Source organism: Aequorivita aurantiaca (assembly GCF_030410135.1).
GTDB classification, from domain to species: Bacteria; Bacteroidota; Bacteroidia; order Flavobacteriales; family Flavobacteriaceae; genus Aequorivita; species Aequorivita aurantiaca.
This window is the reverse complement of the sequence record NZ_JAUGQQ010000009.1, coordinates 21,796-36,629: the sequence shown is the minus strand read 5'-3', so window position 1 is coordinate 36,629 and position 14,834 is coordinate 21,796. Positions and strand designations below refer to the sequence as shown.

The window sequence follows — 14,834 nt, the reverse complement described above, 5'->3', positions numbered from 1 at the left end:
TAAACCATCAAACAATTAAACAATCAAACAATTATCCATTCTAAACCCCGAACAAAAATATTGATCAATAATTCTGGAAGTAAAATAATTATGGGCATATTTTTTAATGTATCCTTCAATATCAGCCACGGAATTGATTTGCTCCTCATTCCCAATAAATCCAAATCCTTGGTAAATTCCTTGTTTCACCAGGATGCAGGCAGATTCGTAAGAATTCCGACCTTTTAATTTTAAAATATAACTGGGTCTTTCATTCACTATATAATCAAGGGCTTGCTGCACCCGCGAATTATAAATATCTTTCCCTTCATCGCCAATACATATACCCCGGCAAAACTCTTTATCACTACACTGGGAGGCACTTCTTTCAATCCCCGTAAATCGGCGGCAAAGCCCGAACTTGCGTTGCACTTCCAGCATCTTCTTCAATACCGATTCCCGATTGTAATAAAACTCGTTCTCACTATCCACATAGGATTTCTGTACCAATTGTACTCGTAAAATACCCTTGCTATCCATTTTGGAAGTAATGATATAAGGGTTTATCAATTCCTTTTGGCTGGTGTTCAATGGGGGTTTAAGGGTAGTGATATAATGTGATTCCAATAGTAGCGCCAGCGTATCGTTGCCCGTCTCCTCAAAATCAACCGAGGCGGTTTGTTCGCACAATTCCCTTTCAAAAATCTGGGTTGCGGAAAAATGGCTCCGTACCCTTTTTAAAATATTGACCGCCTTGCCCACATAAAGCACTTCGCCTTCCTTATTCCGAAAGAAATATACTCCCGGGGTGGTGGGCAGCATGCTGAAATCTACCTGCGGCTCCCTTCGGCAAATGGGGGTAGGCATTTCTGCGACAGCGGTCTTCCTCTCCAAAAGGTCGAAAAATATTTGCTTCATGGCCCTGCATTCTTCTAAACAGGTGTCCAATTTCATTTTCAAATTCAGGCTTTGAAGGGCATAGGGGAGGGTGAAGGGCACTGTGGTGGGTTGGCGCTTTTTAAAAATCTGTTGTAAAAGATAAGTCGCCCTGCCCACGGGATATCCGATTTCCCTAAAACTCTTGATGAATATCCTTTCCGAAAATCGGTCCACAAAAATGGTCTGGCCGTTTTCCAATAAGGGAATCATTTCAATTGCCACATCACAAAAGGCCGATGCGGATTTTATCTTTGAATACTCGGCCGGAATACTATTTCTTTCAGCAAATGTCAACCGGGGAACTGGCTTTATATAGCTCTCAAATTTCCCAATAACATCGCCATCCTCCACCGCTAAGATAGTCACTTGTAATAATCTGGCGGTTTTAATGTTGTTGCTGGAAGCTTTTACGCTGACAAAGGAAAAATTCATTTTAACTTAAATTGGAAAAACGGCAAAATTATGGAATATTTCCAAGTATGGGTTATATCACTTATCTTTATGCCAAAAATTTATTGCGTTGGAAATATATAATCAAGAGCAAAAGGAAGCCATTCGTTTTGAAGGAAAACATTTACTATTACTTGCGGGGGCGGGCACGGGAAAAACAAAAACCATTGTTGGGCGGGCGGCACATTTAATCGAAAATGGCACCCCGGCTGAGAAGATCCAAATTCTCACCTTTACCAAACGTGCCGCAAGTGAAATAGTGGAGCGGGTGAAGGCTGGAATTCCGGGAAGGAATGCCCAGGCGCTCAACGGTTCCACCTTTCACAGTTGGTGCAACCAGCTTATCAGCAGCTTTCCAAATCTTTTTGGGGCGGCCAATTATACGGTAATCGACTCGGACGATCAGCTCAGCTTGATGAAAATGGCCTGTGGCAAGGACAAGACAATCTATGGCCAGATACGCATAAAGCCCCAAGAGATTCTGGATTTGTTTTCCTTTGCGCGCAATACCAGAACCAACCTCACCGAAACCATCAGAAAACAAATGTTCCGAGGCAAGGATGACGTTGAAACAAATGAGGAAATAGAGGAACTGAGACCGGTATTGGAACTGTTAATAAAGGAATACCAAGCCTTGAAAATGGAGCAAAAATATCTGGACTATGATGACCTCTTGCTGGTAGTGGGAAATAGGCTGCATAAAGATGAAGAGGCCAGGGCAATACTCTCCAAGGCTTATGATTATATTCTGGTGGACGAGATGCAGGATACTAATCCGTTGCAATGGTATTTACTGGCGCCTTTTGAAAATATTTGTAAACTTTTCTGCGTGGGCGACGATGCCCAGTCCATCTATTCCTTCCGAGGTGCGGATTTTAAAAATGTACATTCCTTCGGCGAACGCGTTCAGGATTCCGAAGTAAAGAAATTGAACAAGAATTATCGTTCTACGCAGGAAATATTGGACGTTTCAAATTGGCTGCTCGAGCGCTCGCCCATTATTTATGATAAGAAACTGACCGCCCATAGAGGCCCAGGAAAGATGCCCGTTGTTGTGAATGTATCAAACCAATTTGAGGAGGCCAATTATATAGCTGAAAAAATATTGACGGACTTCCGTGAGGGGGGAAAGATGTTTTCAGACTTTTTAGTGCTCAGTCGGTCCCAGTATTATACAAAACCCCTACAGGCAGTATTTTTGCAAAAGAAAATTCCCTATGAAACCTATGGCGGTCGCAAATTTTTGGAAGCGGCACACATCAAGGACCTGATTTCGATTTTAAGGGTGGTAAACAATCCATCAGACCAAATAGCTTGGATGCGCTATCTCACTTTTGCACATGGAATAGGCGAGGTAAGGGCGAGCAATTATTTGAAGGAGATAATGGGCGTGGATAGTGTTAAGCTGGATGGCGACTTTTTAAAAAGTATTATTCCCGGAAAGGAAGGCGAAAAAATAAAAACCTATTACAATGCGGTCCAAAACAACAAAGGCAATGTAAGGCAGGCCATAAAGGAATTGTATAAGGAGATGGAGCTGGACCTGGCCTTTAAATATGCAAAGGATTGGGAGGAAAAGAGAAAGGGGGATTTTCCGGTTTTGGAATTATTGGCCGAACACTATTCCACCCTCGGGGAATTTATTACCGAAGGTATTTTGGACAATTCAATTAGCCTAGGAGGCAGCCCGGTGTTGGAAGGTTCCAAAATAAAAACTACCGAACATAAGGATCATGTGGTTATTTCCACGGTGCATTCCGCTAAGGGTTTGGAAGCCGACGTATGCTTTGTCCTGAATGTATCGCCAAAAACCTATCCATCCTCCTATAGCTTGGGAAGCACGGACGAGATAGAGGAAGAAAGGCGCGTACTGTATGTAGCGCTGACAAGGGCCAAGAATGAACTGATTATTACCCGAACCACCGACTCCCTGAATGCACACCACAGCAATGCAATGAATCCCTTTTCCCAAGAGGAAATAAATAGCGCTTACTTTTTGGAAGGCCTTCCAGAAAATCTGGTAGTGCAGGAACAGCCGCATACTACTTTTTCCAAAGCTCAGGATGCCAAGAAGGAAAACAAAATTGATTTGGACTTTGGATTTGATTTTAGTTGAGGGATATATTCGTTTACTATTTATGCTTTAGTAGATGGCTTTTTCAGTGATTTAATTCAATCTCATCTACGCTAAAAGCTGAGATCGAATTCAAAGCTGGTTGATACCCAAAACCTGTTTCTAAATTCTGTTAATTTCTTTTTTTCGATTTTCATTTTCATAATATTTGTAGGTATTATTGCTTATATGCAACGTCTTAACCCATAAGAAATTGGGGATGTCTCTACGCCGCCCATAAAAAACAACGGAAATGTTTGAAATTAGCGACTTACCGAAATTCTTTCTCGCCTTCTTTTTGGTAATGCCGCTCATTTCAATTTTGCATGAGGGCGGCCATGTTTTTTTCGCATGGTTGATGGGTGGGAAAAACATTAAAGTGAGTGTGGGCACGGGTAAACCAATCTTTAAAGTGGGAATGATCGAAGTTCGTAAATATTACTTTTGGTACGGCCTGTGCACCTTTGAAAATTTACGCATTAACAGAAAATGGAGCAATATCCTGATATTCGCGGGAGGAAGCTTATTTAACCTGCTGGGGTTGGTTGCCGTAATCATTTTGATACAGCAACAGTTAATAGAAACCAGCATATTTACTTATCAATTTACCTATTTTTCCCTTTACTACATTTTTTTCGCACTTCTTCCCATGCCTTATCCCGATGGGAATTTTAGTGATGGTAAAATAATTTTGGATATTTTGAGGGGAAGAAATTCCATTCTAAAAGAGAGAACCTTTCGGGTGCAGTGGCACGGCGGGAAAAAGCAGTGGTACGTTTTCGACCATAACCAGGAATTGGTAAAAGCTTTTGACAATGAAGAGGATGCATGTAATAAGGCGAGGGAAATTGCCGAAAAGTTTCGCCCCAGTAAAATTCTTAATGTAAAGGATGGGCAGGAAAAGGAAATTCACAATTATCCGCGCATTCCTTTATAAAGCGGTTTGGCCTTTGAAAGACTGGCGCTTTTCGTTTGAACTGCTGATTAAAACTATAACCACCTTCTTCAAATCTAAAAAAGCTATAGCGTTTCGGTTATGTAGTAAATATCAAATTAAATTTTCAATGAATATGATATTGAAGGAAGGAAGTGCTTTATTGAAAACCAAACGAACCTTATCGGATAAATTGGGTTAAAAATTATCCAATTAACAGATTATATATTATTTTATCTATAATAGTGGTGTAATTTAGAAATATTAATAATAATAAAAATTACAGCTATGAACAATTCAAGAGAAAATCAGAACCAACAGAATCAGAACCAACAGGGTGATAATCAAAGGGATCAAAACCAGAGAGATCAAAACCAGCAAGGTCAAAACCAAAGAGATCAAAATCAGCAGGATCAAAACCAAAGAGGCCAAAATCAGCAGGATCAAAACCAAAGAGGCCAAAATCAGCAAGATCAAAACCAAAGAGGACAAAATCAGCAAGATCAAAACCAAAGAGATCAGAACCAGCAAGGTCAGAATCAGGCTGAGGATCAATGGGACGAAAGTCAGCGCGATCAAAATCAGCGCGGTCAGAACCAACGCGATCAAAATCAAAGAAACCAATAAAAATATTATTGGTAATAATGTTGAAAAACCTATATCAGTTTATGATATAGGTTTTTTTATTGGCTAGGATTATCTGCCTTTTATTTTATGGGAAGTATCGAATTATTTAATTATGGATGCATTCTGCATTGGTTATATTGAAAGAGGAATCAATACATCCTCTTATTGGCATCACTACTTACGAACAATTCATTTTCTTCCGCAGCAACAATTTCCAAATAGCGTTCGTAATGTTTTAAAACATCCGAAATCAATTCGTTTTTAGTGAAATATTGTACGTCATAACCTTCGCGCTGATCCCCGAAATAGGCTTCAGGAAAATAGCGTTTGCTATCTTCCACATTGGGCAGGTTGCTCTCCTCGATTACAAAGTTTGAAACTGTCTGCGATTGATTTTTTACCCCATAAAGGAAATTGTTCAATCGGTTATATTGTACCGTAATTTCTATGCGCGTAGGGTTTGACAATGTATTTATTTCCGTGGGAATTCCATTTTGCTGAAATTCCATCTGAAGATCCGTAAAGGCCGCCTTGACGGTAGTCTGAATAAAAGTATCGACGGACGGTTTATCGTTTATGGAGATAATCTGCTTTAACCTTTCCTTCCAAAATTCCCCAGACCAAGGAACGGTGTATGCCGAAAGTTTTCGGTCATAATAACTTTTGTCAACCATAAGTCCCTTCAAAAGACTTACCACAAAAAGAATCATTATAATTGAAAATGGAAGGGCGGTCAAAAGCGTCATAGTTTGCAGCGATTGCAACCCACCGGCGTTCAGTAGCAGCAATGCCAAAGCGGCTAAGGCCACCCCCCAAAATACCATCTGCCACTTGGGGGATTTCGGGAAATTCTTTGTAGAAATGCTGTTCATTACCAAAATTCCCGAATCGGCGGAAGTGACAAAGAAGATAATGATAATGGCAATCACCATGAAACTGGTAATGGAAGTAAGCGGCAAATATTCCAGAAGCCGAAAAGTAAGCGCATCGGCATTGGTGGCCAATTGGCTCAGCGCGCCGCCGGCCTCATAAAAATCTATCCAAATTGTACTATTAATACTGCCGCTATAAACTCGCGAATGGTTCTTCCCTTAGAAATCCTGGCAATAAACAGACCTACGTAAGGAGACCAGGAGATCCACCAAGCCCAATACAGTATTGTCCAATTATAAAACCACGGCAGGCGCTCCTCATTATACACATGCGTGCTAAAAGTGAGCTCCATAAAATTGCTGAGATAATAGCCTAAACCTTCGGTAAAGCTGCCTATTAAATATACCGTTGGACCAAAGACCAATACAAAAATCAATAGGCAAACCACGCCAATGATGTTTATGCTACTCAATACTTTTATTCCTTTATTCACCCCAGTTGTGGCCGAGAAAATGGCCAGTGACACTAAAGTTGCCACAATTAAAACCTGATATATAAATTCGGTAGATGGCAGGACATTGAGAATTTGCAGGCCGGCGTTTATTTGTACTACGCCAAAGCCCAGAGTAGTGGTAATTCCAAAAAAGGTGCTGCAGAGGGCAAAAATGTCGATGGCATTTCCCCAATTTCCCTTTATCCTTTCCTTTAATAATGGATAGAAACAACTGCGCAGGGAAAGTGGCAGTCTATAACGAAAGGCGAAATAAGAAAGTGAAAGCCCCACCACGGCATAAATGGCCCACGCATGGATTCCCCAATGGAAGAAGGTGAACAATTGAGCGTCTTTGGCACGAGCGGAAAACGGTTCCCCGGCAAACAATGGGTCGGAAAAGTGCTGCATGGGTTCCGCTACGCTGAAATACATCAACCCAATTCCCATACCCGCGGCAAAGAGCATCGCAATCCACGAGAAAAAAGAATGTTCCGGCTTGCTGTCGTTGGGTCCCAAACGAATCTTTCCGTATTTGCTGATCATTAAATAAATCAAAACCAGTACGAAGAAAGTTACAGACCAAACATAAACCCAATTGAGATTCCGAAAGATATATTCCTTGGCAATTTCCAAAAGGCTTTGGGTAAATTGTGGCAGAAGCGCCGATAGCAGGCTTAATCCTAGAATAAAAATTAGACTGGGTACCATAATTCCCCAGCTGAAGGTTGATCGTAATTTCTTTTTCATAGTCCGCAGTTTTTTATAACCATAAGGTAAATGAATATTTCCTTATTAATAAATAAAACCTGAGGATTCTCCAAATTTTTGGAATATCAAATTACTGCACAATCAAGAAAAAATATTTAAAAACACAAGTTTTTAAACTTAGTGAAGCGATTTTTTAGAAACTGGAAATTGTCGTCCTACTACGAAAAGACCTTTAAAGGTTTTTAATGAAAACGAAATAAATTTCAAACCATAACAAATTTTGCCAAAGGCCTCTCTATTATTATATTGTTCTAATTTTAAAAATTAAAAGGAAAGAAAATATGTCAATTAAATTCATTGCTATAGCTACGCTGTTTCTTTTTCCATTGATCCATTATTCCCAAAGCTATATCAGGGAAGGAAAGGGAGAATACAATACCGTTTTGGCTACTTGGGATGGCAAGTATCTCAGGCAGGGCAAGGGGAGTTATGAAACCGTACTATATACACTAACGGATAAGTACATCCGCCAGGGGAAAGGAGATTACAATACAGTTTTGGCAACCTGGGACGGCAAATATCTACGGCAGGGCAAAGGGGACTATAATCCCGTGCTATACACGTGGGACGGAAAATATGTGCGGCAGGGAAAAGGGGATTACGAAACCGTGCTGTATACGTGGGATGGAAAATATCTTCGACAAGGAAAAGGGGACTATAACCCTGTTTTATATACCGTATCAGGTGAAATACCCATTGAGATTTTGATTTTTATGATGCTATAAAGAAAAGCCCTATGCGATAAAAACTCACTTTATCCATGAATTTTTTCTTAATCCCGTTCTGGCCATTTATCGCCGAGTGTCCAGCACAAACCAATTGAATCCGCCAAGGCAATTGACTCTTACCCAGATTGTATCCCTAAAGCTTCTGAAATCCTGGTTCGGCCTTCACCTCTTCTATTTGCAAGGTATGCCGGGCTGTATGTCCGGCAAGAAAAAGTAAGTTTTGATAGGCATCCACCACTCCAGCGGGAGTTTCGGACACGTGGCTGCGTAGGCTCGCATCCGGAGTGGCGTCAATAAGTGCGAATATCTCCATTCGGCCTGATTGCAAATCTGAAAGCGCAGCATCGGGGGAGGTGTATTTTCCTTCCGGCACCAAGGCCTCAGGGGCTTTGTGTTTGGAACTTCTGTCCGTTACCATAGTCTGGATTTGTTCATCAGTATTCACTGGGACGCCCAAGGCGGTGTTCACCGGTTGCTCCAGATTGGTCTTTATCATATCAAAAATCATTTTCTCCGTTAGTATTATATGTTCCAAACATTGACTGATGGACCAACTTTCGGGCGTAGCCTTATATAACATTTGCGCCGAACTCAGGCCAGCAATGTCTTCTTGCAATCGGTTTTCGGTTTGGGCAAAATAATCCAACAGATACTGCTTATCGTGTTGTGCAGTGATGGGCAGGACAACTAATAAAAGAAAAAAGGTAGTGAATATAAATTTCATGGCTTTTGAATTTTGGGTTGAATGGATAAAGTTTTTGAACACTTGTCTAGATAATTCATTTTCAATTGTGTACTGTAAAAATAGAAAAGAATTTCTTCTAAATAATGGGGCATCTACGACAAAAAGCATGGGGCAATGGGAAATTTTTTACCGTATTCTCATATAGCATATTCTTAGCTTTTTACTAACCAACATTTAATATTGAAATAATTAAAAGAAAATATGAATTCCCTTTTTGGGAGTATATACATCTTAATTGAAATACTGACACTTTTCAAACAGCTAATAACACAAACCCTTTTCGCATCTTAAAAATCTATTAAACCTCTGCTAAAGGCTTATTAAAGTGGATTATTGTTCAGGATTTTCATTATAAATTTCAAATAAAAAAAATGAAAACGACTACTCCCTTGCACTCAAGCCAATACTTTCCTGAACAGATTGAAGAGAAATTCAAGAATTTCATTATTGAACAAAAGCATCCCTGTATTATGGCAAATACAGTATTCTCTATGGGCGACTATGAAATCCATGATTATGAAACATTTGGAAGCAGAACCACGGCTAAGGAAATCTTGAAGGACCTGAAAGTATATTTGGAAAATTATAATTTTACCGATAACAAGTTCAAAACTTTTATCGCAGTTTTTCCCAATGCGGAAACAGTTTCAGAAATAGAGTTTGAAAATCTTTTATGGCGGCAATTGCAATTTATCCACGAGAAGGATACGGATGAATGGGACCCGAACGTAAGTGATGATCCGGAAAATTCAAATTTCAGTTTCAGTATTGGGGGCCGCGCCTTTTACGTTGTAGGAATGCACCCAAAAAGCTCAAGGTTGGCAAGACGGGCTCCGTATGTAACACTAGTTTTTAACCTGCATTGGCAATTTGAAAAACTGCGCGAAATGGGAGCATATCATAAAGTGCGCGACAAAATTAGGCAACGGGACGCAGCGTTACAGGGAAATATAAATCCTGTTTTGGAAGATTTCGGAGAGAGCAGTGAGGCGCGGCAATATAGCGGTAGAAATGTGGGCGAACAGTGGAAATGTCCTTTCCATTCCGCAAAATCATAGAGTGCACATCGGCAGTAAATATGGTGGACTGGCAAATAATAAAGTAGGACTTTCTCCTGCGCCTTTTCAATATTAAAATTTTCATTACTTGTTTTTTCAAGCCGTGTTTGTAACTTTATTCCCCTAAACCATAAAATAATATCGGTTCTTTCAACAACACCAATTCGAAAAATGTACCAACCCCCCAAGTATAAAAATAACGATCCAGAATATATTTTTAGATCTATAAAGCAACATCCCTTTGCCACGGTGGTGATGCGAGGGGAGGAGCTTTTGGCCACGCATATTCCTGTATTGGTAGATGGCACGGCGTCCGACTATAAACTGTTTGCCCATATCGCGAATCATAACCCAATGCGGGAGCATCTTATGGACCATAAGGAAATGCTGCTCATTTTTAAGGGACCCGATGCTTACGTTTCCTCTTCTTGGTATGCGGATCCCAATATTCCCACTTGGGATTATACCGCTGTTCATATTAATGCCAAGATACAGTTGCAGACCGAGGAAGAGCTACATTGGTCCTTGGACCAATTGATCGATCATTTTGAAAAAGACCAATCCCATCCCATAGCTAGTAAGGATATTCCCGATGATATGTGGGCTGAAAATTTTAAGAATATAACCGGGTTTTGGTTATTTCCATTTAAGGCGGTGGGAATAGAAAAGCTCCATCAAGGTTTTGAAAAGAAAGATATTATAACCATCAAAAAAAAGTTGAATGACACTGCGGAATGTCCATTGCATCCCATAAGCAAACTTTTAAACGAAAAGCATGATCTGTAAAATCGAAAAACAATCCGGCGTTGCCTTTACATTGAAAAAGGGACAACAACTAAAAGTGATAGATCCCATAGGTGGACAGGTAAGCGACATGGTACTATTCAATGCTTCCGATACCCGGGAAAAGATTTCGTCAGGCAAAACTCTGGATTTTGAAGAAACAATTCTCATTACCACCAACCATTATTTATGGAGCAACAGAAGCAACAAAATGATGCGAATTTTGGAGGACACCAATGGCCGTAACGATTTTCTGTTGGCCCCCTGCAGCCCCGAAACATTTAAAATAATGTATAATTATGGAGGCTACCATCCCAGTTGTTTCGAAAATTTGTACACCAATCTCAAACAATTTGATATCCAACCAGATGATGTACCAACGGCCTTTAATATTTTTATGAACGTACAGTTTGCCGCCGATGGGAAATTAAGTGTATTGCCTCCCTTAAGCAAAGCCGGGGACTTTGTATTGTTCGAAGCCGAAATGGACCTCATCGTGGCACTTACGGCCTGTTCAGCGGAAGATAGCAATGGCGGCAGGTTTAAACCGATCCATTATGAGATTTTGGAATAATCAATTTTTGTGAAGAAACAATTTTTTGGGTTTGAAATATAATAGCCCTTATAATTATCAAATTCCTATTCATTCATTTGTCTTACAAATAGGTGCGTTTTTTCGATACAATATTAGTGGACCTAACTTTTGTAATATTAGAATTTTTGCACTATAAACAACATAAAATTATTTTTTATTTAAAAAAATAATTTTAAAACAATTGGTATTCAGTAATTTACTACATTTACGTTGGTCAGCATTTATATACTGCTAACCAAATGAAACTCTCCTCTTTTAAGCCTCGTGCTTCTTATTCGGTAATTTTCCTTCCGAGTTGTTTCTTACATGTTAACTAACTCCATAAACTGTTGAAACTATGACTGCCAAGAAAACCATTATGGCGAAGGCTTCCGAAAAAAAGGTAGCTTCCGCAAAAACGACAACCGCGCGAAAGCCGGCTTCCAGGTCTATCATCAAACCAGCTGAAAAATCGCCTATCCGAAAAAATCCAATTGGAAAATCGGCAAGGGTTTCTGCCACTACCTTAAAAAACGTGGGAGCTATAGCTCAAGTAAGACATTTCAAATTTACCGAGGACAAACCAACGCGCTTTGATCCTAAAATGGTGCATGCCCAGGTTTTTAAACGAGGAGCCAATTCCCCTGACAACATCGAGTTTGTAATGGAGCCAACGGAAGGTGACGTGGTGCTGTTTCACCCTACGCCGGGCTTTACCAACCAAGAACCACCTTTAGCGCAATTGTCCATTAGGGTAAGGATATATAATAAAGGCTCGGAAACCGTTGATCTGGACAAGGTGGTGCTTGAATACAAAACTGAAAATACTACGGTAAAAAAGGATGTTTTTCTGCCTTCCGACAAGCTTGTTATAGAGAAGGATCATTCCGCCACGTGGCAGAACAGCCGCGAATACCATGAAAATGGAGATGTGGTTTTCTTGGATGCGCCCTATCCCAATAAAGTAAAGCTTAGCTTTCATTTTAAAAATTATACCGGAGCCCTTTCCGTTACCAAAAACATTCAGCCTTATTCCCACGCCCTCGCCCTGCCCTTCAGCAAAGCCGATTTTGGAGAGAATGAGTTTGTTTCCGGCTATTCAATGCACGGTGGCGGTAGTCAGGTTTTTGCATATGATCTGGGCGTGGCAGGCTATGATAAAAAGTTTACCGGCCTGTGGGATGATAAGAAGAAAAATGAATCGTATCGCATATGGGGCAAACCCATAAGGGCAATGGCTGATGGCACCGTGCTCCATTTTGAGAACAACATCCCGAACAACTGGAAACCCGATGGATCCGATGCGGGAATGAAAAAACAAAAGGACGAACTTTGGGGCTCTTTTGATTTTGGCGGCGGCGGCAACCATTTCTATATCCGTCATGGCAATGTGGTAGCCTTGTATGCCCATATGCAAAAAGGTTCCCTCACCAGTAGCTTAATGAAAAACGGAGCGAAGGTAAAGAAAGGAGACGTGCTTGGAAAGGCTGGCAATTCGGGCAATTCCACCGCACCGCATTTGCACATTCATTTAAAAACCTATAAAAGCGATAGCGAACCGGACAGTGGCGCCTTTAGACCTTTATTGTTCAACACGGGTTATACCATTGGAAAGGAGCACTACAAAACCCCAAAATCCAATATAAACTGGTCTAAGCTCAATAATCAAGGGATTCCTGGGAAGAAGAGCAAGGCGTCCTATGTTTCCATGGACCATCCGTATTGCGAATATCCGACGCATTGGGGCGAGGTGGCAAAGCACGGAATTTCCAATGCCAATTATCAATCGGAATTCGATAAAATTTGGACCTGTGGCTATTATCCAATTTGGGTAGATGGATTTGATGTTAATGGCGAAACCTACTTCAACGTAATTTTCCGTCCTTCCAAAAATGTGGCATGGGTAGCCCGCCATAATATGGACGGCAAGAAATACCAAACAGAGTTTGATAAATGGGTAGAGGCCGGATATAGGCTGATAAACATCAATTCCTATTTGCTGAAAGGCAAGTTGCGCTATGCGGCAGTTTGGAAAAAGGACAATGCCGTTAAGTGGATGGCGTATCACGGCCAATCGCTTACCTGGCACGAGGCGAACTTTGAAAAGCACCATAAGGCCGGGTGGGTACCCGCAAATGTTTCCTGTGTGAGTATTGGTTCAAAAACCTATGTTACCGCTCTGTGGGAGAAGAAAAATACCGGCGGTTTTTATTTACGTCCGGATATGACCCTACAAAGTTTTAAGGATGCCTTTAAGGATTATACAGAAACCAAAAAGTTTAAATTGGTGTATTTGGATGCCTACGTAAAAGCCGGCAAACCACGATTGAGCGGGATATGGTATAAAAATGCACCTGACTACAATGCCTGGTGGGAAAAGCACCATTTATCCGGAGCCCAATACCAAACAGAATATACTGACATGCTTTCAAAAGGTTATTATACCCGATGTGTAGTTGGTTATGAGGATGGGAATAAAGCCCGTTACGAAGGTATTTGGTCCAAGTAGAATTCCACTGAAAAAAAGCAGGCCGAATAAATATAAAGCCTGCTTTTCCTTTTTTGGTTATAACCTACAGGGAAAATTGGAAGCTCTTCACGCTTTGTGGGATAAGGGAAATTTAATGGGACGTTTTAGGCTTTAGGATAAAAGTTTTATTCAATTTCCGCCTTTTCATAAATTAATCCTTCTTTCTTCAATTCCTTCCAAAATGCCTTTGGGATTTCACTTTTCCAGGCCCGCACATTGTCTGCAACCTGTTCCGGCTTGCTTGCTCCGGGAATAATGGCGGCAAACTCCTTTGTGGCAAGCACAAAATGTATGGCCGCCGCAATAATATCGGTGCCATGACTTTTTGCGATCTTCGCAATTTTGTCGCGCTTCTTTTCCATACCTTTCGGTATGTGGGGCTTGTAATTGTAACGCTCCCGTCCTGCAATAAAGCCAGAATTATAACCCGCGCCGGAAACTAATTTCACTCCATGCTTCCGCACGGCAGGCAATAGCCTATCCACTGCCTCCTCATGTTCTAAAATGGAATATTGGGTTGCCGAAAGGCAAATGTCCGGATCAGCAGCTTCAATACAATCCAAAATGGGTTTTATCTTGTTAACGCCTATTCCCCAAGCTTTTATGATGCCCTGCGATCTATAATCGGATAAGATTTTAAAGGCACCTTTCTTAGCAATTTCCAAATGGTAATCATACCGGTCGCCAACCTGATCCTCGGAAAGGTCGTGAACAAATACGATATCAATGCTATCGAGTCCCGTTCTTTCCAAGCTGGCCTCAATGGAACGCTTAACCGCATCAGCAGAATAGTCATGTTTAAAATCAAAATTCAATGGATTTTCCCACATTGTTGGCGGCACCTCGCTTTGCTCCACCGGGTTGAACAGGCGCCCTACTTTGGTGGAAAAAAGAAATTCCTCCCGCGGCTTTTTTCTTAAAAAAGCACCAAAGCGCCGTTCACTTCTGGTAAGCCCGTACCAAGGAGAAGTGTCAAAATAACGGATGCCCAGGTCCCAAGCTTGTTCCAAAATGCTTTCGGCACGCTCATCGCCTATATCTTCAAAGGCGGTACCAATGGCCACGCCGCCAAGGCCAAGGGAATGGGCCTTGTTTATTTCTAATTTTTTCATAGCAATTCACTAATTTGATAAAGGCGTAAATTATGTCAGCCTAAATCGTTATAATTTTAAAATTAGAAACTTCGCTATTTCTTGGGCGTTAATAAAAGGTTATATTTAAAAAAAAGATTGGACTTGGT

The 14,834-nt window shown here is 40.9% G+C and carries 11 protein-coding genes and 1 pseudogene; 8 read left to right on the top strand and 4 right to left on the bottom strand.

Features of this window, described 5'->3' with window-relative positions; translation table 11 throughout:
* Nucleotides 1–15: 15 nt before the first annotated feature.
* Nucleotides 16–1,350 (bottom strand): GIY-YIG nuclease family protein, encoded by a 1,335-nt coding sequence (locus tag QRD02_RS12000; protein ID WP_290255199.1) that lies wholly within the window; start codon nt 1,348–1,350, stop codon nt 16–18.
* Nucleotides 1,351–1,438: 88 nt separating this feature from the next.
* Here QRD02_RS12000 and QRD02_RS11995 point away from each other — a divergent pair, with 88 nt between their 5' ends.
* The 3 genes from QRD02_RS11995 (at nt 1,439) to QRD02_RS11985 (ending at nt 5,042) form a co-directional block, all read left to right on the top strand.
* On the top strand, nt 1,439–3,484 hold the full coding sequence (locus tag QRD02_RS11995) for an ATP-dependent helicase (RefSeq protein ID WP_290255198.1): 2,046 nt from the start codon (nt 1,439–1,441) through the stop codon (nt 3,482–3,484).
* Nucleotides 3,485–3,734: 250 nt separating this feature from the next.
* Nucleotides 3,735–4,418, top strand: a complete 684-nt coding sequence (locus QRD02_RS11990) for a site-2 protease family protein (protein WP_290255197.1) — start codon at nt 3,735–3,737, stop codon at nt 4,416–4,418.
* A 285-nt stretch (nt 4,419–4,703) separates the two neighbouring features.
* Nucleotides 4,704–5,042: a hypothetical protein gene (locus QRD02_RS11985; protein WP_290255196.1), complete on the top strand. Its 339-nt coding sequence runs from the start codon at nt 4,704–4,706 to the stop codon at nt 5,040–5,042.
* Nucleotides 5,043–5,191: 149 nt separating this feature from the next.
* On the opposite strand, the pseudogene QRD02_RS14430 reads toward QRD02_RS11985, so the two are convergent.
* A pseudogene (locus tag QRD02_RS14430) lies at nt 5,192–7,116 on the bottom strand (BCCT family transporter).
* Between the two features lie 341 nt (nt 7,117–7,457).
* On the opposite strand from QRD02_RS14430, the gene QRD02_RS11970 reads away from it, so the two are divergent.
* Entirely contained in the window at nt 7,458–7,901 is a 444-nt protein-coding gene (locus QRD02_RS11970; protein ID WP_290255193.1) for a hypothetical protein, read from the top strand.
* Between the two features lie 136 nt (nt 7,902–8,037).
* Here QRD02_RS11970 and QRD02_RS11965 read toward each other — a convergent pair whose 3' ends face one another.
* Nucleotides 8,038–8,628: a DinB family protein gene (locus QRD02_RS11965; protein WP_290255192.1), complete on the bottom strand. Its 591-nt coding sequence runs from the start codon at nt 8,626–8,628 to the stop codon at nt 8,038–8,040.
* Between the two features lie 392 nt (nt 8,629–9,020).
* On the opposite strand from QRD02_RS11965, the gene gntA reads away from it, so the two are divergent.
* From gntA to QRD02_RS11945, 4 genes are all read left to right on the top strand, one after another.
* Nucleotides 9,021–9,707, top strand: coding sequence for a guanitoxin biosynthesis heme-dependent pre-guanitoxin N-hydroxylase GntA (gene gntA, locus QRD02_RS11960; protein ID WP_290255191.1), 687 nt, complete (start codon nt 9,021–9,023; stop codon nt 9,705–9,707).
* 171 nt (nt 9,708–9,878) lie between these two features.
* A complete protein-coding gene (locus QRD02_RS11955) occupies nt 9,879–10,493 on the top strand; it encodes an FMN-binding negative transcriptional regulator (protein ID WP_290255190.1) in 615 nt (204 codons plus the stop codon).
* Entirely contained in the window at nt 10,483–11,064 is a 582-nt protein-coding gene (locus QRD02_RS11950; protein WP_290255189.1) for a DUF1989 domain-containing protein, read from the top strand. Before QRD02_RS11955 ends, QRD02_RS11950 begins: the two co-directional genes overlap by 11 nt.
* A gap of 358 nt (nt 11,065–11,422) precedes the next feature.
* Nucleotides 11,423–13,573, top strand: coding sequence for a peptidoglycan DD-metalloendopeptidase family protein (locus QRD02_RS11945; protein ID WP_290255188.1), 2,151 nt, complete (start codon nt 11,423–11,425; stop codon nt 13,571–13,573).
* 146 nt (nt 13,574–13,719) lie between these two features.
* On the opposite strand, the gene QRD02_RS11940 is transcribed toward QRD02_RS11945, so the two are convergent.
* The gene (locus QRD02_RS11940; protein ID WP_290255187.1) at nt 13,720–14,706 is read right to left on the bottom strand and encodes an aldo/keto reductase; all 987 of its coding nucleotides are present in this window, start codon (nt 14,704–14,706) and stop codon (nt 13,720–13,722) included.
* Between the last annotated feature and the right edge of the window lie 128 nt (nt 14,707–14,834).

Coding starts and splice junctions, on each gene's coding strand:
- QRD02_RS12000 (WP_290255199.1), bottom strand. CDS start 1,350: ATGAATTTTTCCTTTGTCAGCGTAAAAGCTTCCAGCAACAACATTAAA.
- QRD02_RS11990 (WP_290255197.1), top strand. CDS start 3,735: ATGTTTGAAATTAGCGACTTACCGAAATTCTTTCTCGCCTTCTTTTTG.
- QRD02_RS11985 (WP_290255196.1), top strand. CDS start 4,704: ATGAACAATTCAAGAGAAAATCAGAACCAACAGAATCAGAACCAACAG.
- QRD02_RS11970 (WP_290255193.1), top strand. CDS start 7,458: ATGTCAATTAAATTCATTGCTATAGCTACGCTGTTTCTTTTTCCATTG.
- QRD02_RS11965 (WP_290255192.1), bottom strand. CDS start 8,628: ATGAAATTTATATTCACTACCTTTTTTCTTTTATTAGTTGTCCTGCCC.
- gntA (WP_290255191.1), top strand. CDS start 9,021: ATGAAAACGACTACTCCCTTGCACTCAAGCCAATACTTTCCTGAACAG.
- QRD02_RS11955 (WP_290255190.1), top strand. CDS start 9,879: ATGTACCAACCCCCCAAGTATAAAAATAACGATCCAGAATATATTTTT.
- QRD02_RS11950 (WP_290255189.1), top strand. CDS start 10,483: ATGATCTGTAAAATCGAAAAACAATCCGGCGTTGCCTTTACATTGAAA.
- QRD02_RS11945 (WP_290255188.1), top strand. CDS start 11,423: ATGACTGCCAAGAAAACCATTATGGCGAAGGCTTCCGAAAAAAAGGTA.
- QRD02_RS11940 (WP_290255187.1), bottom strand. CDS start 14,706: ATGAAAAAATTAGAAATAAACAAGGCCCATTCCCTTGGCCTTGGCGGC.